Here is a 21,897-nt window from a genome sequence, read left to right on the forward strand (position 1 = left end):
CTTATTAACTGTAGCAGCATATCACTCACATTGAACAACCAGCTATTGTCATCAATCAACTTCAAATTGATATAAGAAGACCACTGAACTATAGAGCCCCGACACCGCCTCAACATAGAAATCTTCAATAATACGATAGCGGACAGTAAATTCCCCCAGTGAGTTAAATATACCGACGCCATATTTGACCTGTAACCCCGGCAATACATAACCGCTAACGGTCACCTGAGAGTCATCGCCACTTCCTGCGGTATCGAGCTGTAGGTCTTGAACCCCAAATGCTTGCCCAATTTCACCAACTACCTTACCGCTTTTCGCTAAACTGAGACCAATAAGTGTCGTTGTCAGTGCATTCCCGCCAGTTTCGCCGTCAATATCTTGTCCTCGGAGCAAGTAAGACAGTGCATTAGCCTGTGGCATCGTTGGATCGGAAAATATCTCGATCTTAGGTTCTGTGGCCAGCCCCGTCACCTTGACCCCGGCCGTGACATCATCGGCGGTCGTATCTGGATTACGAATGGCTTTGATATTCACATAAGGCTGATCCACTGGCCCGGTCATCAAGATCTTACCTTCATCAATAAGAAGATCTTGACCAAAAGAGCTATAAGAACCATTTACGATATTTACTTCCCCTTGGATAAATGGCCCTTTATCTTTTTGAGAGACATGAAGTTTACCGCGTAAATCACCCTTAAGACCAAAAGCAGACACGGTGAAGTCATTACCAATAGAGATGGAAATGTCAGTTTCGATATTGAAAGGCACCGGGATTGAATCATCGAGTGGTGTTAAGTCAGCATTAAGTATCACCTGATCACTCGACACCGCAACAGCGCTAGGTGGCAACTCTTCAACAACAATACGCCCCCATGGTAAGCCAATGCTGCCTGTGACTTTAGCTAGCTTTGGTGTCGCTTCAATGGTCATATCGGGCACCACTTTCACTTTCACCATTGGCGGTACATCAACCTTTAATTCCTCAGCAAAGATTCGCAGTTTAGTTCGCCAGTCTTGTAGGTCTTGCCAATTACCATCACCGTTGATCAACAGTTCACCGTCACTGGTTTGAATTTTTGCGTCAATCACACCATCATACCCATTGAGACTTAGTACCAAGCCTCCAGAGTCAACTTCTATCGGTGATATGTCACCTTTAAGCGATAAGTCTTCTACCTTAAAGTCACCATAAAGTTGTGGATGTAAAGCATCACCTTTAATCTGAATCGTCGATGAAAGGTTGGCCTTCAGCTTGTTAAACTCCCCTACAATCGGTTGTAAGAAATCCAAATTAAAAGTAGAGAGGTTTAACTCGCCATCAATTTGCTTGTCCTCTGCGAGAACGTTAGGCAATGTGACCTTACCCGACAGGTCACCATTATCCGTGACATCGAGCAACCAAGAAGCATCCAACTGGTCATTAGCCAGGTTTGCTTTGAGTTCTATTGACTCCCATCCAACCACAAGCGGGATTTCTAGCTCCTGTGTCACTTGTCCCTTAGGTAGCTTAAGGTCTACTTTCACTTCAGGTGAAGTTTCAGGTGCCCACTTTGCCCATACGGTGGCATTGGCCGATCCCTCTACGCGTGTTTGCTCTGGTATAAACGATTTAATTTGCTCAAAATTAAAGTTTTTCAGAGTCACCAAAGCCTCACCAGAAGCCCCAGCTTGAATATCTTTCTCTAAGCATATTCTTGATTCTGATTGCTTCCAGCAATGGGCACTGACATCGGCACGTTGCTTATCAATATCCACTTTAGCTTGAATCGGATTTTGCAGATCTACTGGCCCTTGCTCCGTTTCAAAGTGAGCGCTCGCTAACTCACCTGTCCAAATAAGACTAGGTTTATCAACTAGATTCCCGACTATTTTTAACTGAGCAGACAACAGTGTTGAAACTAAGTCTAAGTTCAGTTCATGTTTTGCTTGCGTCCCTTGCACAGTGACATCTAACGAATCGACTTTTTGGTCTTGATACTGAATACCGGAAGCCTGCAAACGAAGATCGGCGTTAGCTTGCTCAATCGGCAATGGTTGCGCGGCACCAGAAAGCGATAATGTGTCGATACTTGCCTCTTGCTGCCATTTAGCCTGCTTTACCTGCACATCTAAACGAATATCGGGTTCTTGCATCTTACCTTTCAAGGCCACGGTGCCGACCAACAAGCCTTGTAGCTCTGGCACTGTCTTGGCGATATCAGGAAAGTCGATAGCAACATTCATATCCCAGTCACTATGCAAGCTGCCCTTTGCGTTCATGTTGTTAGGACCATGCGCCAATGACAAGCCATCGGTATTAATACTCAGCTTTCCTGTTCCTGATTGATCCGCAGCCTCTAGTTGCCCTTTCACCAATAACGGGTAATCACGTAAAACACCGACGATGTCGAGCTTAGGGACTTTCACTTGCCAGCCACCAGCTTCGGTCAATGCGCCTGAAGTCACGATTTGCCCGCTGATGTCACCTTCGGCTTCTGGCCATTGCAGACCGGGCTGAATATGCGACAACATGATATCGGCTTTCCAATTGACTGGCGCTTCCCAATTTGCCATCACCGCTCCCTGAATAGAGCCGCCAAGAGAATCGACCGTTAATGTTTCAAGGTTAATTTGCTTAAGGTCACCTTTACCTTGTAATTCAACATCAACATCCGGTATGGGTGTGCCTGATGCCTGTGTTTTTAACGCCACCTCGTAGCCTTCCAGTGACCCTTTGGCTTTAAGCTGATCAACAATGACCTGATACTCGCTCTCGCCTTTCAAAGGCCACGCGGCCTTGCCCTTCGACAAAACAAGATCAAACGGTAATGTTGGCTCTAATGGCTGAATATCTCCAGACAAGACGGCGTCAATGACTCCTGAGAAATGACTATTCAATTGTAAATCGCCAACACTCCCTTTCGCGGTCAGGGCCAGTTTTTGCCCAGCAAGATCCGTTTCGTTTAGCTGCGCGTCCAAAACCAAATCAAGTGGGTAGTCTTTTATTAGCGCAACGTTGCCAGACAAAGAAGCATCAACCTGTGGCATCGCGAGTTCAAGACTTTCAATATGAACATCATGCTTACCCGCGAAGCCTTGCAACCCAAGGTGATGGACAATTATCGGCTCTTCTTGCTGTAGGGTAAAATCGCGGATATCTAGACGAGTAATGTTAACGAATAGAGGGATAAGAACTTCTGGTAACTCAATCGCGCGAGCAGGCTCTTCTGTCGAGGTTTCAACGGCGACAGTGGAACGCTCTGCCGAGGTTTCGTTCTTAGCTGTAGTCTCTGATTTATCTGGTGTCAGAGGTAAAGCAACGGTCGGTGTCGCCAACAGCGTTTTACCAATAGATAGCTTTGAACCGGTCATAGACAGCGATGTGGTAAAGCGCTCCCAGCTGACTTTGGTACCCAAAATATCCAAATTAATATTGGCAAGGTTCACCTTACCGATTGCGATTGGGATGGGGGTCGATACGCTGGTGAGCGGCTCTGAGGGTTCAGGAGAAGGCTCACTCGGCGCGATTTCAGGCATTGAAAAGTCTAACCCCTGAATCGCCAGTTCATTAACGCACACTCTAGGGTCACTGAGACAATTGAGATCAACCGCCAGTGTCAATGAATCCGCAGCTAAGTCGATAAACAGAGATTCATCTTTAAACGCCACATTGTTTAAAGTAAAGCGAGGAAACAGCGCCCCCTTAGTTGACTCAACTTTAAGCTCTGGTAGCGCTTGGTTTGCTCCCCATAAAATTGCGTTTAATCCAGTATTAGTAAACAGAGCAAAGGCAAGCGTTGCTAATAGGAGCGTCAGTATTAATACGAACGTCACAGACAACCACTTTGTTACTCGCCAAACTTTTATCATCATAACTCTGGCCCTAAACTAAAGTGGATTCGCCATTCTGCTTCTGGCTTTTGGTCTAGCCCCTTGGCAAAATCGAATTTAATAGGCCCAACAGGTGATACCCAACGTATCCCAACGCCTGCACCACGCTTCCAAACTGGTGTATCGTCAAAGGCATCACCTACATCAAAGAACGTTGCCGCCCACCAGTTATTGTATATACGGTACTGATATTCAAGCGTACTGGTCGCCAAATATTGACCACCAGTCTTAATTCCCGCGGTATCAACAGGAGAAATACTTTCGTAGTCATAACCTCTAATGCTATTGTCACCACCCGCGTAGAAACGCAAAGATGGCGATAGTTTTGAAGGGTCATCGGCAATATTGGCACCGACATCAACCTTAAATAGACCACGATGGTTTTCGCCGATACTGCTGATCCATGTTGAGGTTCCTCGCACCCTGAACACGGAGGTTTCTGATAACGCCCGCTTGTCGCCGACCTCAAACATAATGGTTTGTTTATTACCACTCATCGGTAATACGCCACCGCGCGACACAACGCGCGAATAAGAAAGGCCCGGCAAAACAAACTGACCAACATCACCTTCTAAATTACGCTCATAGTCTTCAACTAAATACCGAATATATGCGGTGCGGTGCCAACCACTATCGAGCACCCAATGCCGTTCAAAACCCAAATTAGATTCTAGAGTCTTTTTATCGGTTCGATTAACGTTTTTCAGTCCATACTGAATCACGTAATAATCTCTCAAAACATCATCTAGTGGGATTTTATAGGCTGCCGTGACCTGTTGCTCTGGGATAGAAAGATCAAGACTGGTATTGAAGCTGTGGCCACGAGAGTTAATCCATGGCTTTTTCCATTTAAACTTAACCTTAGCTCCGACATCGGTTGAATAGCCCAAACCTGTTTCAAACTGATTTCTAACCTGTGGCGCTAATGACACCTTCATCGGTAACTCACGACCATTGCCGACTTGCTCCAAATCGGGCTCAACAAAAACAGAGGAAAACCATTCAGTGTTGGATAAACCTTGGTTAAATTCGCCAACTTTCCCCACTTGATAATAATCACCGCTTTTATATGGTTGCAGCGATTGCACGCGATCAATATCAATCTGGCTGCCTGTTATGGTTGACGAACCAAATTTATAACGAATACCACTATCAAAGTGTAACCGAACAAATGCTTGATTCAGCTCAGGAACAACCTCAAGCCGACTCAGTGTAAACGCCCCATCAAAATAGCCTTTTTGTAACGCCAAATTACGAATACTCGACTTCAAAGTGTCATATTCGCCTTGATTGAGAACCTTACCTTCTTTAACTGGCGTCACCCGAATCAAACGCAAAAAGTCTGCGTCTTCTTTCGCCTCACCACTAAGTTCAACATCCACCAGTTTAATCCGCATCGGTTGCCCTGGCGTCACCTCCACCATTAGTTCATCTTGCTGCTCGTTGGTGGAGAATTTAATATCGGCATGGTAATACCCTAACGCATTCAGCGCTGAGTTAATTTCTTTAGTAATGCGGGATTGAAAACGTAGCGAAGTAGAGTATTCGCTAGGGGAGATAGCAGATACGTACGCATCCACATTATCTTTTAACGGGCCGCTCAATCCTTTGATGTTCAAATCGATGTCTTCAGCAGCCATGAGAGACATTGAAGCGATCATGAACATTAGCGGTGGAAAAACTCTCTTTATCATGCTTTATTGTCGAGACTGAAATTCACTATTTTTGTTATTACATTAAATGATAACCTTGTTCAATTTGTAAGTCTGTATTTAACAACTCATACCCATAGAAAATATCATTTTTTATACAATATTTCGTCACCTACACTGCTTATAGCCGACTAAAAAAGGAATCCCCATGCGAAAAACGGACATGATTTCAGAAGCAGAAGCGCTTCCCGGTAGAGAAAACGCCATCGCCACAATGGAGCCTCACTTTATATTCCACAATGATGTCACCGCTCCTTTAGCTGAGAATGAAGAAAGTATTATAGTTGGCTTAGGCTGCTTTTGGGGGGCTGAGCGTGTTTTTTGGCAACTACCCGGGATCACAACAACCTCCGTTGGCTACGCGGGTGGCTATACACCTAACCCAACTTACGAAGAAGTCTGTTCAGGTATGACTGGACACACTGAGGTTGTGCGTATTGTCTATAACATCACGCGCACTACTCTCACTGATCTTCTCAAAGTTTTTTGGGAAAAGCACGATCCGACCCAAGGAATGCGTCAAGGTAATGATGTCGGTACGCAGTATCGCTCTGCCATCTATTGCAATGATGACCAGCAGTTAGCATTGGCGCAAACCACTAAACAACAGTTTCAGCGCGCGCTAGGAGATAAAGGTGATATTCAAACCGAGATTAAACTCTCTAACCAGTACTATTTTGCTGAAGTCTACCACCAGCAATATTTAGCTAAGAATCCGAATGGCTATTGCGGCATAGGCGGAACTGGCGTTTGCTTCCCTCCTCAATAACAATATGCTGTGCATGCTAGATATAGTGCACATGCTAAGTGAGAACAAAAAAATGCCCCAGACAAGTCTGAGGCATTTTTTGTTTGGTTGGACTGCTTATATCGCTAAAGCAGCAATCTCACCGTTAATCTCTTTGAACGCATCCAGTTTACGTCGATCTTCCATCCCCGGAAGTAGTACCTTGCCATTGTCGAACATAAACAATCCAAGCCCAGCAATAAAAAATTGCCCTTTGAATAACGTTTTTACAAACTTTGCGATCTGTTTCGGACGATAAACCGTAAATTTTTTTAGCATAACCTAACCTCAATATCCATTTGAGTAAATGTCGTCTTGCACCGCTTTTTTGCCGTGCCTCGCAATATCTTTTGCGTCTGTTGACAAGTATACCTGAACTTTCGCATTAGACAAAATGAAATTAACATCTTTGCAACAAGTTATAAATCACTGTTATGCTTGTAATGATTTTATCAAGTTACGTACACATCTTGGCCAAATCGACAGCTACAAGTTGTAGTTAACCTGAGGTTCACCTATGGTTATCGCGATTATCAAATAATAATATGGAAATATCACAATGAAACTAAAGTCTCTCCTATCTTTAACATTACTTTGCCTACCAACACTCGCATTCGCGACCAACGTTCAAGTTGGCTCAGCTGCTCGCTCTGTCTCCGTCGATGCTCACGGTGAACTTTTACTAGAAGGCGACACCATTAATTATAGCGCTTGGAAAAGCGCACAAATGCTCGGGAAAGTACGCGTTATCCAAGCGATAGCAGGGCGCAGTAGCTCTAAAAAAATGAATGCCCCGCTTATGGCAGCCATTACAGCTGAAAAATTCCCAGAAGACAGCTATCAAACAACAACGGTTATCAATCAAGATGATGCGATGTGGGGTACGGGGTCATTTGTAAAATCATCGGCAGAAGACAGCAAAAAAGAATTCCCTTGGTCATCCATGGTGCTTGACGAACATGGTCTTGTGGCAAATGCATGGCAATTAGAAGCCGAAAGCTCGGCTATTATTGTGCAAGATAAATCAGGGAAAGTCCTATTCGTCAAAGAAGGGGTGTTAAGTGACGATGAGCTGAACACGGTACTAGAGCTAATCAAGCAAAATCTATAAATTTCCCCATACGGCAAGGGAGTTGCATTCTCCCTTGCTAGTTCCCTATCAAATAAACCTTGCCATTCATCTGGAAAAAAAATTTGATTGTTATACTATAACAATCAAATTTAAAGAGAAGAGTGCCTGTCGTGTTACGAACCCATGCTGCTACACCAGGTACAACCTTGTATCATGCTCTCGCATTGGCTTTCCTTCTACTCGCTATTAATTTTATCTCCATCGAGCATCACTACGACACACATAGTGATCATCAACATCACCACTGTGCGCTTTATGGCAAAGGCTCACACTCTATTCTGACCTCTAGCTTAACGATTCCAACTCCAACATTTGCTCCGGATACCACCACTTCCTCTTTCAATGAAGTGGCCAACCAACCGCCTTTATCTGTGACGGCTCGCTCTCCCCCGATGATCGGTTAACGTATACATCCCCATTTTTACTCAATATTTTATTTATTAGGAATCACCATGAAATTACGTATGACTTTACTCGCCACTATCATCGCTTCCCCTATTGCTGTCGCAAATGACGAGTTTCGTCAACATGAGGCTCATGTCCATGGACAAGTAGCGATGAATATTGCTCAAGATGGCCAAGATTTGTTATTTGAAATTACAGCACCAGGCGCCGATGTTGTTGGATTCGAGCATAGTGCGAAAAACGAAGCCGAGAAACAGGCAATTGCTGACGCTGAAGCCTTATTGGCACAACCAAGCAAGATTTTTACGTTACCAAGCTCACTCGGCTGTACACTCGTTGATACTCATATTGAACACGGGCTAGGCGGCCATGATGACCACGATCATGAGAAACACGCTGAACATGATGGCCATGACGACCATGACCACGAGAAACACGCTGAACACGATGGCCATGACGACCATGACCATGAGAAACACGCTGAACATGATGGCCATGACGACCATGACCATGAGAAACACGCTGAACATGACGACCACGACCACGACCACGACCACGATGATGGACACGGTGAGTTTACCGTGCAATACCAATTTAGTTGTTCAAACCTGTCTGATCTCTCAACAATTGAAACCCAGTGGTTTACTCACTTCCCATCAACTGAGAAAGTATCCGTTAACCTATTAACCGACAACGCTCAATCTGCTAGTGAGCTCAACTCAACGTCAACCACGATCCAATTTTAACGAATTCGACTCGTTTAACTGCTGCCCTGAGCTTTCGCTCGGGGCATATTTAGTGAGGCCTTTATGACGAATGTAATTGAGCTCAGCAATGTTTCTTTTTGCTGGCAAAAAAACCAACCACCCACCATAGAGATTCCAAAGCTCGTCATTGAGCAAGGTGAACATTTATTCTTAAAAGGGCCAAGTGGCAGTGGAAAGTCGACACTACTAAGCCTACTGACAGGTATTAATACCGCCGATTCAGGTGAGGTTAAAGCACTAGGGCAATCCTTGACCGAGCTGCCATCGCGACACAGAGACCGTTTTCGAGCAGACCATATTGGTTATATTTTTCAACAATTTAATCTAATCCCTTATCTGTCAGTCATTGATAATGTCACACTGCCTTGTGAGTTTTCCCAACATCGCCGTAATAAAGTTTCAGGCACACTCCAAGACGAGGCTAAGCACTTACTACAACAGTTGCACCTTGACTCACAACTATGGATGAAGCCTGTTGTTGAACTGAGTATCGGCCAACAGCAAAGAGTGGCGGCAGCACGCGCTTTGATCGGACAACCAGAAATTCTCATTGCGGATGAACCCACGTCCGCACTCGACCATGATAATCGCGAAGCCTTCATCACACTCTTAATGGAGCAAGCAAATCAGGCCAACTCAACCATGGTATTCGTTAGTCACGATCCAAGTTTAGAGCCGCTGTTTAGCCGCAGTGCCAATTTAACTGTTTTAAATCAGGCGAGGTCATCATGAGTATCACCCTAAAACTGGCATGGAAAAGCGTACTTAATCGCAAAACCACCGCCATACTCACCGTACTCACCGTAGCAATTTCCGTTATCTTATTAATGGGCGTCGAACGTATTCGTACTCAAGCAAAAAGTAGTTTTGCGAATACTATTTCCGGTACCGACTTAATTGTTGGGGGACGGTCAGGTCAAATTAACTTATTGCTCTACTCAGTATTTCGCATTGGCAATGCCACCAATAACATTGACTGGCGAAGCTATGAAGAATTTAGTCAGCACAAAGCCGTCAAATGGGCGATTCCAATTTCTCTTGGCGATTCGCATAAAGGCTTTCGAGTCATGGGGACCAACCACAGTTATTTCGAGCACTATCAGTACGGTCAAAAGCAGGCTTTGGCCTTTAGCCAAGGTCGCGCCTTTGATGGTATATTTGAAACGGTCCTCGGCTCAGATGTGGCTAAATCATTGGGCTACAAGATTGGCAGTGAAATCATTATTGCTCACGGTATTAGCGATGTTAGTTTCAGCCGCCACGATAACCTCCCCTTTAAAGTCGTCGGCGTATTAGCCCCAACCGGGACACCCGTCGACAAAACAGTACATGTCTCACTTGGCGCTATCGAAGCCATACACGTAGGATGGGAAACCGGTGCTAACTTGGGCAATGCCCCAAGCAAAGAGCAATTAGAAACGATGGATTTCCAGCCCAAGCAAATTACTGCCATGTTGGTAGGGCTCAACAGTAAAATCCAAACCTTTGCACTACAACGACAAATCAACACCTATAAACAAGAGCCATTAAGCGCCATCATGCCAGGTATCGCCTTACATGAATTATGGGGTTTAATGAGTGTTGCCGAGCAAGCGCTGTTAATGGTCTCTATTTTTGTCGTGGTTGCAGGATTGATGGGAATGTTATCTAGTCTATTAACCAGCTTACAAGAGCGTCGACGTGAAATGGCGATTCTACGGGCGATGGGAGCAAGACCGAGGCATGTTTTTGCATTGTTGGTTAGTGAAGCAACCGCGTTAACTACGGTCGGCATAATTGTGGGCGTCGCTGGTACTTACGGTCTACTTGCCATTGCCAGTCCGATCATTGCGTCACAATATGGTATTAGTATAACCTTATCAGGTATCAGCCAACATGAATGGCTACTACTTGGTTTTGTGCAGTTGGCAGGGATCCTTATCGGCTTCTTCCCTGCGTTACGGGCCTATCAACAATCTTTAAGTGATGGTATGACCATCCGAGTATAACGAGATTTTTATGACAATATTCACTCGCATAAGCTGTGTCATTATGCTGACTATGGGCTTATGTCTACCTCCTTCCCTCGCTCAAGGTAGCGAAAGTAGCGATAGCGAAGTGCTAAAACTTGATTGGATCGATTTAATCCCTGAAGCGGAGCGAAATCAGTTTGATGCGATCGGTATGCCTATTACCAATCACTCTGGTGGGCAAATGGAGCAGTCAAAACTTGGCACCGTTCGTCAAGAGCTTGATGGTAGCACCGTAAAAATACCCGGCTTTGTCGTCCCCCTTGAAGGCGATGAAGATACGGTGACTGAGTTTTTATTGGTTCCCTATTTTGGTGCTTGCATACACGTACCGCCACCACCACCAAACCAAATCGTTTATGTGAAATTTAAAGAAGGCGCGCCCGTGCATCGTCTATGGGATGTCATTTATGTTGTCGGAACATTAAAGACAGAGACCATTAATTCTGAACTTGCCGAGACAGGTTACTTAATTGAAGGTCTCCATATTGAAGATTACGATGATAACTAGAATGCAAATAACAAGTACGCAACAAAAAGCTGCGTAACAAAATGAATGGTCTGCTAGCGTATAACGTTTAACTAATATAAGTTGAAAGATACGCTAGCACGCCGATATAGACGCCTAGTAACAATACCGTCGAGATATGTTTCTTGAGCTTATGTTCTCCTGAGTGCCGCATAACGCCCCCCTTACCCACCCAATAAATTTAACAAATATTTATCATTTAGCCTAGGTGTTTTTACAACATACCTGCTCTAATTGTTAAATCGGAAAATAGCTCACACAAATAGCGCTAGTCATAACAGCAAAACCTCGCTAAATTTATCTTTCATCCAAACTCTCATCTAACCGGTCAAGTGTATGACTATGAGCAATGTAACGACCAGCAGTCCATCTCCAATCATTGAGGCGACATCCGCACGTACTGAGCAAACTCAGAAAAAGAGCACTCATATGCGCGACAGTGCGAGTCGTATTCGATCCATTGCTAAAAATCACTTACTTGATGCACTTATCGGTGAAGAGTCCCCTAGTAAAAGTGCTTTTGAACGAGCAATACAACGAGACAAACAGCGCAAAGAGCAGCGACAAAAAAACCTAGAACAAATCGTCAAGTTATCACTTCAAGCGTGCAACAGCGAAGTATCAAGCGAACCTGACTTTGATTGGCTACTGCGCTTTTTTGATATGGCTCAGGACATTCACAATACGTCCATGCAAAAACTCTGGGCGCAAGTGCTTAAAAGAGAAGTCACTAACCCCGGTTCCACTTCCATGAAAGCACTAAAAACGCTTAGGGATATGACACCAAAAGAAGCTCAGACACTTCAACGAGCAGCATCTCTCGCGTGCAGCTTTGGCGCAGACAGTAGCCGAAAGCTACTATTGGGTATTAAACATCATGCGGGACTCTTTAGCTTTTCAAAAAGAGAGAGTTTCGACGAACTGAGTCTAGGTGAATTTAACCTGCCATATTCAAGCCTATTATTACTTATAGAACTGGGCATTTTATTAGGCACAGAGCTCGAATCAGGGGAAATTGCGCAAGAGCCGGCATTGAAGCTCAACTACCAAGGAAGCGAGTTTCAGCTGCAATCTAAGCTGAAAGGTATTCGGCTCACCTACTATCGCTTTACTCCAACAGGGAATGAACTATGCCAACTGCTAGGGCATAGAGGGAATACTCAGTACCAAGATAAACTGGTGAATTTGCTCAATAAGAAGTTCACTGTTTCAGGAGAATTAACGCCGTCTTTTCACCATCAAGTCTAATGATAGGCACTCATCACTAAGATACGAATGCAAAGTAAAAGGCAAGGAACAGAGTATTTCCCCCTATTCCTTACCAAAGTAGCCGTCTGAAGAAGTCATCTGCTGGGATTAACCAATGATTCCTTTTTCTTTAAGTACCGCTAAGCAATCAGCCACCAGCGCCGCGACACTTTTGTCACTCGCTTGAAGGTGGATATCAGGGTTACTAGGCTGTTCATATTCAGAATCAATACCAGTAAAGTTCGCAATTTCACCCGCTCGTGCTTTCTTGTACAAGCCTTTAGGATCCCTTGATTCACATACCGCTAGACTCGCGTCGACAAACACCTCTAAAAACTCCCCATCAGGAAGCAGTGATTTCACTAACGCCCGCTCTTCTTTATGAGGTGAGATAAACGCCGAAAGTACAATCAATCCAGCATCCGCCATCAGTTTTGCTAACTCGCCAACACGGCGAATATTCTCGCGCCTGTCCTGTTGTGAAAAACCAAGATCTCGACACAAACCATGCCTGACATTATCCCCGTCCAGTAGATAAGTATGATGACCTAAACGAAGTAGCTCCGTTTCTAATGCGCCCGCAACGGTGGACTTCCCGGCACCAGACAGTCCGGTAAACCACAACACAACGGGTTTTTGCTGCTTTAATTCCGAGCGCTGCAATTTGGTGACGTAATGCTGATGCCAGATCACGTTCTCATCTTTCTCTACAGTAATGTCCGACATATAAATCCTTAATTGTCACTTTCATAAATATTAAAATGGAAAGAAGTACGGAATAAGCGCTAATACCAGTACCGAATACACGATAGAAATAGGGATGCCTATTCGCAGATAATCTTTAAGTTGGTAGTTACCAACGCTATACACCAATAAGTTCGTTTGATAACCATAAGGAGAAATGAAGCTAGCACTGGCGCCAAATAACACCGCCATAATAAACGGCATCGGATCGACTCCGTAGCCCACCGCCATACTGTAGCCAATCGGGAACGCAAGGGCGGCGGCAGCATTATTGGTAATCAGCTCTGTGAGAATTAAGGTCACAAGATACGTCGCCACTAAAGCACCAAAGACTCCCCAACCATTAAACAGCTCCATAAACATATCGCCCATCCGAGCGGATAAACCTGTCGAGATCATCAATTGAGCAATAGACAACGCTGAGCCAACAATCACCACAATATCGGTAGGAAAACGTCGTCTTAGTTCACCGATATTAACAATGCCAAAAGCAAGAATCGCAATAAGATAAAGCGCTAGCCCTTTGATAATGGGTAAGATGTTAGTAAGCGCTAACACAATCACCGCTACAAACCCCAGCAGCACGTAACTCGACTTTGCTATATCCAATCGGGCACTTGAATCCAAGTCATTCACTAAGACAAACTCTTTACGGTACTTTCGTCTTTCATCCTCAAAACGCTTCCCCGGCGCTAAGACCAAAGTATCACCCGCTTGCAAAACAATGTTTCCTAACCCACCTTCCAAACGTTCATGTCCACGACGAATAGCAACAACGACGGCATCAAACTTGTCGCGAAAGTGACTCGATTTCAGGGTCTTATTACAAAACGTAGCAGAAGAGCTCACCACAACTTCGAGTAAGTTTTGACCATTTAAATGATGCTGACCAAAGAACGTTAGCCCATTAATTTCTTGCAGCGTATTCACACTCTCTACGTCACCACAAAACAGTAACCTGTCTTTTGCCTTCAACACAAAGTCGGGGCCAACGGACGCCAGCGTGTCACCATCACGGACGACTTCGGCTAAGAACAGTTTTCTTAGTGCTCGTAAGTTATTCTCGGCAATACTGCCCCCCACGAGCGGCGACCCGGGCTCAACCCTTGCTTCTAAAAAGTAAGGCAGTTCATCTTGGTTATCATCATCATAGTTTGGTAACAGATAGCTCAGTGGGATTAAAATGATGACACCACCAATTAGGACACTCAGACCAATCCAAGTTGGTGCAAAAAAATCAAGACTCGGTAATCCAACATCTTCAACAAAACTATTAATAATTAGGTTGGTTGACGTACCAATAAGAGTTAGGGTTCCCCCCAATATGGCCGCATAAGATAAAGGGATGAGTAATTTAGAAGGGGCATGACGCTGATTGCGTTTGATCGCCCCAATAAGGGAGACAACGACAGCGGTATTATTGGTAAATGAAGACAACAGGGCCGTAGAAATCCCCAGTTTGGCAACCACCGACCCCAGTCTTCCGGTTGCAATAGAGCGACTAACCCAGCTAATCAAGCGTGTCTTCTCTAAAGCAGCAGAAGACATAATCAGCAGCACTAATGTCAATAACGATGAGTTAGTGAAGTTAGTGGCGATAACACTCAATTCTGTCATACCGCTAATGAAAGCAATAAATGCTGCACCAGCAAAAATAAGGCTAGGTTTAATTTGAGTTGCAACTAAGCAGCTAATGATTGACATCAATAGCGCTAGGACCACTCCCTGTTCCCACATAATCCTTATCCTCGATAGCGGTTACACGGTCGATTAATCTATCATCAAGCTGACGAGATCATCGACCGAGTAAACAGTCATTCACCCCACTAGGGCTACACGTTAAATTTTTGCATCCCACTCAGGGAAGTGCTTCATAATTAACGCCTTTAGCTCACTTTCAAACGCACCCATGCGCTCTTTAGGTGAACGTTCTTGCTCTGCCAACGCATCACGGACTAAACCCGCTCCAACAGTTACATTGGTGAGGCGATCAATAATAATAAAGCCTCCTGTATCTTGAACGGCATCGTAGTTATCAATGGCGACAGACTCAGTGAGTGACCACTCACATAAACCAATACCATTTAGAGGTAAGGTTTCTGTCTCAAATGATGCAAGCGTATTAATGTCATACTGAAGACGCACCGCCTCCAATTGACCTTGAGTCTGCTTACCTGCAATCTTGATGTCGTACGTTTTACCAGCCGCCAGCGCGTCATCTGTCATCCAAACCACATCCGCCAGTAATCGGTTGGAAGACGTGACCTTAGCTTCTTGCTTAACGATCAAGTCACCTCGGCTAATATCAATTTCATCGCTCAACGTTAACGTCACCGCTTGCCCGGCAAAGGCGACGTCTAAGTTTCCATCAAACGTGACAATACTCTCGATGGTGGATGTTTTTCCTGATGGTAATGACTTAATTTCGTCGCCGACTCGCACTTCACCGGAGCCAATTGTTCCAGCAAAACCACGAAAATCTAAATTTGGACGGCTGACATATTGCACAGGGAAACGGAATTCACCATAGCGTTTGTCTTGATCAATATCGACATTCTCAAGCAACTCTAAAAGCGGCTTTCCTTGATACCAAGGCATATTCTCACTGGTCTCAACCACGTTATCGCCATCAAGCGCTGATAGCGGAATAATTTGAATATCAATGCCTTTCCCTAGCTTCTCTGAAAACGCTAAATAATCATCACGAATGGATTCAAATCGTTGTTGAGAAAAATCAACTAAGTCCATTTTATTAACAGCAACAACAAAGTGCTTTAATCCCAACAAACTAGCGATAAAGGAATGACGTCGAGTTTGATCTAACATGCCTTTACGTGCATCGACCAAGATCACGGCTAAATCACAGGTTGATGCCCCAGTTGCCATATTACGAGTATATTGTTCATGCCCAGGAGTATCGGCAATGATGAACTTTCGCTTTTGTGTTGAAAAATAACGATAAGCAACATCGATGGTAATACCTTGTTCACGCTCAGCTTGCAAACCGTCAACTAACAACGCAAGGTCAGGCTTATCCCCTGTTGTCCCTACGCGTTGGCTATCTGAGTGAACAGCAGCTAGTTGATCTTCATAAATTTGCTTCGAGTCATGGAGCAAGCGCCCAATTAACGTACTCTTACCATCATCAACTGAACCACAGGTCAGAAATCGAAGTAAGGATTTGTGTTGATGCTGATTGAGGTATCCCTCAATGCCTAGCTCGGCAAGTTGTGCTTCTACTGCGCTATTCATAATGTGTCCCTTCGATCCTTAGAAATATCCCTGACGTTTTTTAAGCTCCATTGATCCAGACTGATCATGGTCGATCGCACGACCTTGCCGCTCACTGGATGTCGCAACCAGCATTTCTTCAATAATTTCCGTCAACGTCGCCGCTTCCGATTCCACTGCACCGGTTAGTGGGTAACAGCCAAGCGTTCTAAACCTTACGCTTTTGTTCTCTACTTTTTCATCTGGTTGAATGTCCATTCGGTCATCATCAACCATAATTAACATGCCATCGCGCTCCACTACTGGTCGCTCAGCAGCCAAATAAAGCGGTACAATATCAATGCCTTCTAAGTAGATGTATTGCCAGATATCCAGTTCGGTCCAGTTTGAAAGAGGGAAGACTCGAATGCTCTCACCCTTGTTGATTTGCCCGTTATAGGTTTTCCATAATTCAGGGCGTTGGTTCTTTGGATCCCAAGTGTGATTTTTGTCGCGGAATGAGTAAACGCGCTCTTTGGCTCTGGATTTTTCTTCATCACGACGTGCCCCACCAAATGCCGCATCAAACCCATAGTGATTCAGTGCTTGCTTGAGCCCTTGCGTTTTCATGATATCAGTGTGTTTTGAGGAACCATGCACAAATGGATTTATCCCCATAGCTAGACCTTCTGGGTTTTTGTGTACCAAAAGCTCGAAACCATAGTTTTTCGCTGTACGATCACGAAATTCAATCATCTCTTTGAATTTCCAATCAGTATCGACATGCAATAGAGGAAAAGGTATTTTCCCGGGGTAGAAGGCTTTTCTAGCCAGATGCAACATGACTGAAGAGTCTTTACCGATCGAGTACATCATGACCGGATTATCGAATTCGGCCGCGACTTCACGAATAATGTGAATACTCTCCGCTTCCAGTTGTTTGAGGTGAGTGAGTCTTTCTTGATCCATTTGTTGTGCTTCCTTTTTTGCGAGTACAGGTCATTACACCTCTACTAGACTGAATTCCTATGCACTCTTAACATTGAGTACTTGAGTCGATGTCTCGCCAAACCAAGCAAGATCTTTCGCTAATTCAACAACCTCCCCTACGACGATCAACGATGGTGCTTGTGCATCTTTCGCCAGATCCGCAAGATCTTTAAGTTGACCCACAAACACTTTCTGCGTCTGTTGGGTACCCCTTTCAATGATGGCAATAGGCACATCCGGGCTTCTTCCATGGAGAACCAATTGCTGCTGAATATAGTCAGATTTCATCAATCCCATATAAATCACGAGTGTTTGCTTAGGGCGTGCGAGCGTCGACCAATCCATGTCGGCACTGTTAGGCTTGAGATGCCCAGTGACAAACAAAGCTGATTGTGCGTAATCTCGATGGGTAAGAGGGATCCCTGCATAAGCTGTTGCACCGGCTGCGGCAGTGATACCCGGAATCACTTGAAACTGAATGCCCGCTTGAGCCAATACTTGTAGCTCTTCACCACCTCGACCAAACATAAAAGAGTCACCTCCCTTAATTCGCACGACTTTGTGACCGCTTTGAGCAAACTCTAAGAGTAATTGATTGGTTTTTTCCTGAGGCACGCTGTGATGGCCGGCGCGTTTACCAACGCACACTAAAACTGTGCTTTCTGGTACTAAGGCTATGATTTCGTCTGACACCAAATAGTCATATAAAACGACATCAGCTTGCTGCAAATAATTGAGCGCCTTTAGCGTTAATAATTCCGGGTCTCCAGGACCAGCTCCCACCAACGCCACTTCACCAGATTTAAGTGTTGAAGTTGGCAATTTGGGTTTTTGCGAACTCATCACCAATTGAGGTGTCGTTTTCAATTCCGTACTTTGCTTAAAAGGCTGTTCCATTGTGGCGGTCCATCGCGTCTCTGATGATGGCATTATGACCAACTGGCTATATTACCGGAAATTCTAAAATTTCATTTTTTATTCCAAAAACCACTATAGGGTTAATTTAGAGACTTTTGCTACACCGAACAACGCAAGGCTGGTTTACTCAGGCTATGGTTAACAACAAAGTGTGTAGATGAGACTTGCGAGCCAAATATCACAATTACAACCAACTTAGATCACACTTTATCTATGTATGAAAAATAACTTTCATAACAAATTGATACAATCGACATGTTTTGAAACAAACTTCCATAAAAAGGATATAGAGATGAAAGTGGCAGTGAAACCGATTTCGATCGCCGTTCTTAGCGGTATGCTTGCAATGGCCGGCCCAGTCATGGCTGATGAAATAAAGCTTAGAATAATCGAGACAACCGACATTCATACCAATGTGATGGATTATGACTACTACAAAGACAAACCGTCACAAAAGATCGGCTTAGCTCGAACTGCCACTTTGGTTAAAGAAGCCCGTAAAGAAGTCACCAACAGCGTTTTAGTCGATAATGGCGACCTCATCCAAGGCAGTCCAATGGGTGACTACATGGCCGCGAAAGGGGTCAAAGACGGCGACATTCACCCAGTCTATAAGGCGATGAACCAGCTTAATTATGATGTGGGTAATATTGGTAATCATGAGTTTAACTACGGACTCGACTTTCTAGCGGCAACATTGAAGGGCGCAAATTTCCCTTACGTCAGTGCGAATGTGTTTGACCAGAAAACCGGGGAACACTACTTTAAGCCTTATCTCATCAAAACCCATACCTTCAAAGACAGTGACGGAAAAGCTCAAGAAGTTAAGATAGGTTATATCGGATTTGTTCCACCGCAAATTATGGTTTGGGATAAGAAGAACCTTGAAGGCAAAGTGTTTGCAAAAGATATTAAAGCAACCGCTGAAGAGCTAGTCCCGCAAATGAAAAAAGAGGGCGCTGATATTGTTATTGCCATCCCTCACTCTGGTGTATCCAGCGACCCTTACAAAACTGGTGCTGAAAACTCAACCTATTACCTCTCTGAAGTAGCAGGTATCGACGCGATTGCATTTGGGCACTCTCACTCGGTATTTCCTGGTAAAGGCTTTGACAACATTCAAGGTGTCGATAATCAGAAAGGTACCATCAATGGTGTCGCAGCTGTCATGCCGGGCCGCTGGGGCAGCCATGTGGGTGTGATGGATTTGATGTTGGAGAAAGAAGGCGATAGCTGGAAAGTCACCAATGCACAAACTGAAGCTCGTCCTATTTATGATACTAACAATAAAAAAGCCATGGTTGATGCCGACAAAGGGATCGTAGAAGCGATAAAAGATGACCATGATGCAACCCGTGACTTCGTTAATCAACCAATTGGCAAGGCCAATGATGTCATGTACAGCTTCCTAGCATTAGTACAAGATGATCCTACTGTGCAAATCGTTAACCTTGCACAAAAAGACTATGTAGAAACCATGATCCAAGGCGACCCTGATCTGGACGGTCTCCCAGTTCTTTCTGCTGCGGCGCCATTCAAAGCCGGTGGTCGTAAAAATGACCCAGCTAACTTTACGGAAGTTGAGTCAGGCCAACTGACTTTCCGAAATGCTGCCGATCTGTATCTCTATCCAAACACGCTTGTGGCATTAAAAATGTCAGGTAAAGAAGTCAAAGAATGGCTAGAGTGTTCTGCTGGGCAATTTAAACAAATAGATATCACGACTGATCAACCACAGTCACTCATTGACTGGGATGACTTCCGTACGTATAACTTCGATGTTATGGATGGAGTCAACTATCAAATCGACGTGACCCAACCGGCTCGTTACGATGGCAATTGCAAACCATTGAATGAAGGCAGTGAACGTATAGTTAATCTTACTTATCAAGGTAAGCCTATCGATATGAGTCAAATATTCATTGTCGCAACCAACAACTATCGCGCATACAGTAATAAGTTCCCAGGAACAGGCAGCGAGTTTATCGCCTTTGATTCTCCAGATGAAAACCGCACTATCGTGGCGAATTACATCTCTAAGATCAGTAAAGAAAAAGGTGAAGTAACACCTAGCGCCGATAACAATTGGACGTTTGCGCCAATTACGTCGAAGGTTAAGGTTGATGTTCGCTTTGAGACATCTCCTTCTGATAAGGCCGCACAATTCATTAAAGACAAAGGCCAATATCCAATGGAAAAAGTCGCGACGGATGAGGTTGGCTTTGCCGTCTATCGTATAGACCTACAAAAATAGTCACCTATTCATCGATATTAAGCCACGCTGACGCGTGGCTTTTTTATTGCATCCGGTTTACCCTAAACGCAAATCAGCTAGAAGTGGTAAGTGAATGCTAACTTGGGAAACGAAGACATTTAATGAATTAAGCACACTAGAGTTATATCAATTATTAAAATTGCGGGTTGATGTGTTTGTTGTCGAGCAAACGTGCCCCTATCCAGAGCTCGATGATAAAGACCACCAAGAAGGCGTACACCAACTGCTTGGCTACAATGGAGGTGTACTTGTCGCCTGCGCAAGACTGCTACCTAAAGGGACCAGCTACAGTGACGTTAGCATTGGGCGTGTTGCGACCAAAGAAAGTTATCGTGGGAATGGGCTAGGACATGGTCTTATTGCTCATGCCATCAAAGAATGTGAGCGCCTATGGCCCGGTGAAAACATTACGATTGGTGCTCAATATCACCTTCAAGCCTATTATGGCAAACATGGCTTTCGCGCTTGTTCAGAGCAATATCTCGAAGATGATATCCCACATATCGACATGAGGCTGACGCGGTAGCGCCAGTCTGATATTAGTACGTCTTACTTACCCTTAGCTACTTACTACTTACTACTTACTGCGCCCAAAGCCACCGTCTGATAGACGGAAAAACATGACTGACTGCTCGCCCTTTTCGATCTGCAAGATATCGAGCTGACCCTCTTGGCTGTACTTAAAGCGAATAAGTTGCCCCTGCTTAATTCGGCTTAGCGGTTTGTCGTTTCCTTCGACACGAGCCAAGGAATTCAAATCCGCCATCGGCAACTGGTTTTTACGAAAAACTTGTGCCAGCGTGTCGCCTTTCTTTACCGTATATTCGTGCCATTGAGTCTCAACCGTCTCTTCAGGTTGAACAGCACCACTTTGCTCACTCAATGACTGGGTGTTAACACTCACCGTCACTCTTTGATTAGCCGGGCTTGGTTGTGACACATCTCCCTCGCCTGTAGGCCAAAGCAGTAATACAATGACGATAGGGGCGATCACGCTCAATAAACGACGATGCAACTGAGGTAACCCTAGCCAAAACGTATGGGACTTTTCTTTTAACTTTAACCCTTGGGTCTTGATAGTGGCGTTAATTTGTGAAAAGTCTATGTTTGCCCATAAGGTCTTCAACGATTGTAAGGGATCGCTTTTCTGCTTTTTCCTTTGACGACGATTCATTCCTATCCGTCTCCTGCTACACAACGGCTCCAGTTTAAGAAAACCCACGATTAGAGTATAGAAAAATCGTAGGAAAACCTATTTATAGCAGCCCAATGTCACAAGTTTTACAACTTCGTCAAATTAA

18 protein-coding genes and 1 pseudogene are annotated in these 21,897 nt (G+C 44.5%); 10 read left to right on the forward strand and 9 right to left on the reverse strand.

Translation table 11 applies throughout. From position 1 onward, the window contains the following. Positions 1–51: 51 nt before the first annotated feature. Both tamB and tamA read right to left on the reverse strand, forming a co-directional pair. Positions 52–3,849 (reverse strand): autotransporter assembly complex protein TamB, encoded by a 3,798-nt coding sequence (gene tamB / locus M9196_RS20475; RefSeq protein WP_250619398.1) that lies wholly within the window; start codon positions 3,847–3,849, stop codon positions 52–54. Next, complete coding sequence (gene tamA / locus M9196_RS20480; RefSeq protein WP_250619366.1) at positions 3,849–5,564, reverse strand: autotransporter assembly complex protein TamA; 1,716 nt, start codon at positions 5,562–5,564, stop codon at positions 3,849–3,851. Before tamA ends, tamB begins: the two co-directional genes overlap by 1 nt. A 166-nt stretch (positions 5,565–5,730) precedes the next feature. Here tamA and msrA point away from each other — a divergent pair, with 166 nt between their 5' ends. Beyond that, on the forward strand, positions 5,731–6,351 hold the full coding sequence (gene msrA / locus M9196_RS20485) for a peptide-methionine (S)-S-oxide reductase MsrA (protein ID WP_250619367.1): 621 nt from the start codon (positions 5,731–5,733) through the stop codon (positions 6,349–6,351). Positions 6,352–6,447: 96 nt separating this feature from the next. Here msrA and M9196_RS20490 read toward each other — a convergent pair whose 3' ends face one another. Then, positions 6,448–6,648 (reverse strand): DUF1107 family protein, encoded by a 201-nt coding sequence (locus tag M9196_RS20490; protein WP_250619368.1) that lies wholly within the window; start codon positions 6,646–6,648, stop codon positions 6,448–6,450. A 280-nt stretch (positions 6,649–6,928) separates the two neighbouring features. On the opposite strand from M9196_RS20490, the gene M9196_RS20495 reads away from it, so the two are divergent. From M9196_RS20495 to M9196_RS20525, 7 genes are all read left to right on the forward strand, one after another. After that, positions 6,929–7,480 (forward strand): YtfJ family protein, encoded by a 552-nt coding sequence (locus M9196_RS20495; RefSeq protein WP_250619369.1) that lies wholly within the window; start codon positions 6,929–6,931, stop codon positions 7,478–7,480. Positions 7,481–7,602: 122 nt separating this feature from the next. After that, positions 7,603–7,905, forward strand: a complete 303-nt coding sequence (locus M9196_RS20500; protein ID WP_250619370.1) for a DUF2607 family protein — start codon at positions 7,603–7,605, stop codon at positions 7,903–7,905. 48 nt (positions 7,906–7,953) lie between these two features. Continuing rightward, positions 7,954–8,652 carry a zinc uptake protein ZrgA gene (zrgA, locus tag M9196_RS20505; protein WP_250619371.1) on the forward strand — a complete coding sequence of 233 codons (699 nt, stop codon included), beginning with the start codon at positions 7,954–7,956 and terminating at the stop codon, positions 8,650–8,652. A gap of 63 nt (positions 8,653–8,715) precedes the next feature. Next, positions 8,716–9,405 carry an ABC transporter ATP-binding protein gene (locus tag M9196_RS20510; RefSeq protein WP_250619372.1) on the forward strand — a complete coding sequence of 230 codons (690 nt, stop codon included), beginning with the start codon at positions 8,716–8,718 and terminating at the stop codon, positions 9,403–9,405. Continuing rightward, the gene (locus tag M9196_RS20515; RefSeq protein WP_250619373.1) at positions 9,402–10,661 is read left to right on the forward strand and encodes an ABC transporter permease; all 1,260 of its coding nucleotides are present in this window, start codon (positions 9,402–9,404) and stop codon (positions 10,659–10,661) included. The genes M9196_RS20510 and M9196_RS20515 overlap by 4 nt, the downstream gene beginning before the upstream one ends. A gap of 10 nt (positions 10,662–10,671) precedes the next feature. Then, entirely contained in the window at positions 10,672–11,193 is a 522-nt protein-coding gene (locus M9196_RS20520; protein WP_250619374.1) for a DUF3299 domain-containing protein, read from the forward strand. Positions 11,194–11,553: 360 nt separating this feature from the next. Beyond that, a complete protein-coding gene (locus M9196_RS20525; protein WP_250619375.1) occupies positions 11,554–12,459 on the forward strand; it encodes a TIGR03899 family protein in 906 nt (301 codons plus the stop codon). 108 nt (positions 12,460–12,567) lie between these two features. On the opposite strand, the gene cysC is transcribed toward M9196_RS20525, so the two are convergent. The 5 genes and pseudogenes from cysC to cobA form a co-directional block, all read right to left on the reverse strand. Beyond that, on the reverse strand, positions 12,568–13,185 hold the full coding sequence (gene cysC / locus M9196_RS20530) for an adenylyl-sulfate kinase (protein WP_250619376.1): 618 nt from the start codon (positions 13,183–13,185) through the stop codon (positions 12,568–12,570). A gap of 30 nt (positions 13,186–13,215) precedes the next feature. Beyond that, on the reverse strand, positions 13,216–14,940 hold the full coding sequence (locus M9196_RS20535; protein ID WP_250619377.1) for an SLC13 family permease: 1,725 nt from the start codon (positions 14,938–14,940) through the stop codon (positions 13,216–13,218). A gap of 102 nt (positions 14,941–15,042) precedes the next feature. Next, the gene (cysN, locus tag M9196_RS20540) at positions 15,043–16,455 is read right to left on the reverse strand and encodes a sulfate adenylyltransferase subunit CysN (protein ID WP_250619378.1); all 1,413 of its coding nucleotides are present in this window, start codon (positions 16,453–16,455) and stop codon (positions 15,043–15,045) included. Positions 16,456–16,473: 18 nt separating this feature from the next. Further along, positions 16,474–17,403: pseudogene (cysD, locus tag M9196_RS20545) on the reverse strand (sulfate adenylyltransferase subunit CysD); the annotation flags it as partial. A 36-nt stretch (positions 17,404–17,439) separates the two neighbouring features. Further along, the gene (cobA, locus tag M9196_RS20550) at positions 17,440–18,246 is read right to left on the reverse strand and encodes a uroporphyrinogen-III C-methyltransferase (protein WP_250619399.1); all 807 of its coding nucleotides are present in this window, start codon (positions 18,244–18,246) and stop codon (positions 17,440–17,442) included. 367 nt (positions 18,247–18,613) lie between these two features. Here cobA and cpdB point away from each other — a divergent pair, with 367 nt between their 5' ends. Continuing rightward, on the forward strand, positions 18,614–20,575 hold the full coding sequence (gene cpdB, locus M9196_RS20555; RefSeq protein WP_250619380.1) for a 2',3'-cyclic-nucleotide 2'-phosphodiesterase: 1,962 nt from the start codon (positions 18,614–18,616) through the stop codon (positions 20,573–20,575). A 94-nt stretch (positions 20,576–20,669) separates the two neighbouring features. Continuing rightward, positions 20,670–21,122: a GNAT family N-acetyltransferase gene (locus M9196_RS20560; protein ID WP_250619381.1), complete on the forward strand. Its 453-nt coding sequence runs from the start codon at positions 20,670–20,672 to the stop codon at positions 21,120–21,122. Between the two features lie 51 nt (positions 21,123–21,173). Here M9196_RS20560 and M9196_RS20565 read toward each other — a convergent pair whose 3' ends face one another. Then, positions 21,174–21,770, reverse strand: coding sequence for an OapA family protein (locus tag M9196_RS20565; protein ID WP_250619382.1), 597 nt, complete (start codon positions 21,768–21,770; stop codon positions 21,174–21,176). Between the last annotated feature and the right edge of the window lie 127 nt (positions 21,771–21,897).

It is taken from the genome of Vibrio methylphosphonaticus, assembly GCF_023634655.1.
Lineage (GTDB): Bacteria > Pseudomonadota > Gammaproteobacteria > Enterobacterales > Vibrionaceae > Vibrio > Vibrio methylphosphonaticus.

Excerpts from the sequence above, each read along its gene's own strand:
- tamB (WP_250619398.1), bottom strand. The coding sequence starts at position 3,849 with ATGATAAAAGTTTGGCGAGTAACAAAGTGGTTGTCTGTGACGTTCGTA.
- tamA (WP_250619366.1), bottom strand. The coding sequence starts at position 5,564 with ATGATAAAGAGAGTTTTTCCACCGCTAATGTTCATGATCGCTTCAATG.
- msrA (WP_250619367.1), top strand. The coding sequence starts at position 5,731 with ATGCGAAAAACGGACATGATTTCAGAAGCAGAAGCGCTTCCCGGTAGA.
- M9196_RS20490 (WP_250619368.1), bottom strand. The coding sequence starts at position 6,648 with ATGCTAAAAAAATTTACGGTTTATCGTCCGAAACAGATCGCAAAGTTT.
- M9196_RS20495 (WP_250619369.1), top strand. The coding sequence starts at position 6,929 with ATGAAACTAAAGTCTCTCCTATCTTTAACATTACTTTGCCTACCAACA.
- zrgA (WP_250619371.1), top strand. The coding sequence starts at position 7,954 with ATGAAATTACGTATGACTTTACTCGCCACTATCATCGCTTCCCCTATT.
- M9196_RS20510 (WP_250619372.1), top strand. The coding sequence starts at position 8,716 with ATGACGAATGTAATTGAGCTCAGCAATGTTTCTTTTTGCTGGCAAAAA.
- M9196_RS20515 (WP_250619373.1), top strand. The coding sequence starts at position 9,402 with ATGAGTATCACCCTAAAACTGGCATGGAAAAGCGTACTTAATCGCAAA.
- M9196_RS20520 (WP_250619374.1), top strand. The coding sequence starts at position 10,672 with ATGACAATATTCACTCGCATAAGCTGTGTCATTATGCTGACTATGGGC.
- M9196_RS20525 (WP_250619375.1), top strand. The coding sequence starts at position 11,554 with ATGAGCAATGTAACGACCAGCAGTCCATCTCCAATCATTGAGGCGACA.
- cysC (WP_250619376.1), bottom strand. The coding sequence starts at position 13,185 with ATGTCGGACATTACTGTAGAGAAAGATGAGAACGTGATCTGGCATCAG.
- M9196_RS20535 (WP_250619377.1), bottom strand. The coding sequence starts at position 14,940 with ATGTGGGAACAGGGAGTGGTCCTAGCGCTATTGATGTCAATCATTAGC.
- cysN (WP_250619378.1), bottom strand. The coding sequence starts at position 16,455 with ATGAATAGCGCAGTAGAAGCACAACTTGCCGAGCTAGGCATTGAGGGA.
- cobA (WP_250619399.1), bottom strand. The coding sequence starts at position 18,246 with ATGAGTTCGCAAAAACCCAAATTGCCAACTTCAACACTTAAATCTGGT.
- cpdB (WP_250619380.1), top strand. The coding sequence starts at position 18,614 with ATGAAAGTGGCAGTGAAACCGATTTCGATCGCCGTTCTTAGCGGTATG.
- M9196_RS20560 (WP_250619381.1), top strand. The coding sequence starts at position 20,670 with ATGCTAACTTGGGAAACGAAGACATTTAATGAATTAAGCACACTAGAG.
- M9196_RS20565 (WP_250619382.1), bottom strand. The coding sequence starts at position 21,770 with ATGAATCGTCGTCAAAGGAAAAAGCAGAAAAGCGATCCCTTACAATCG.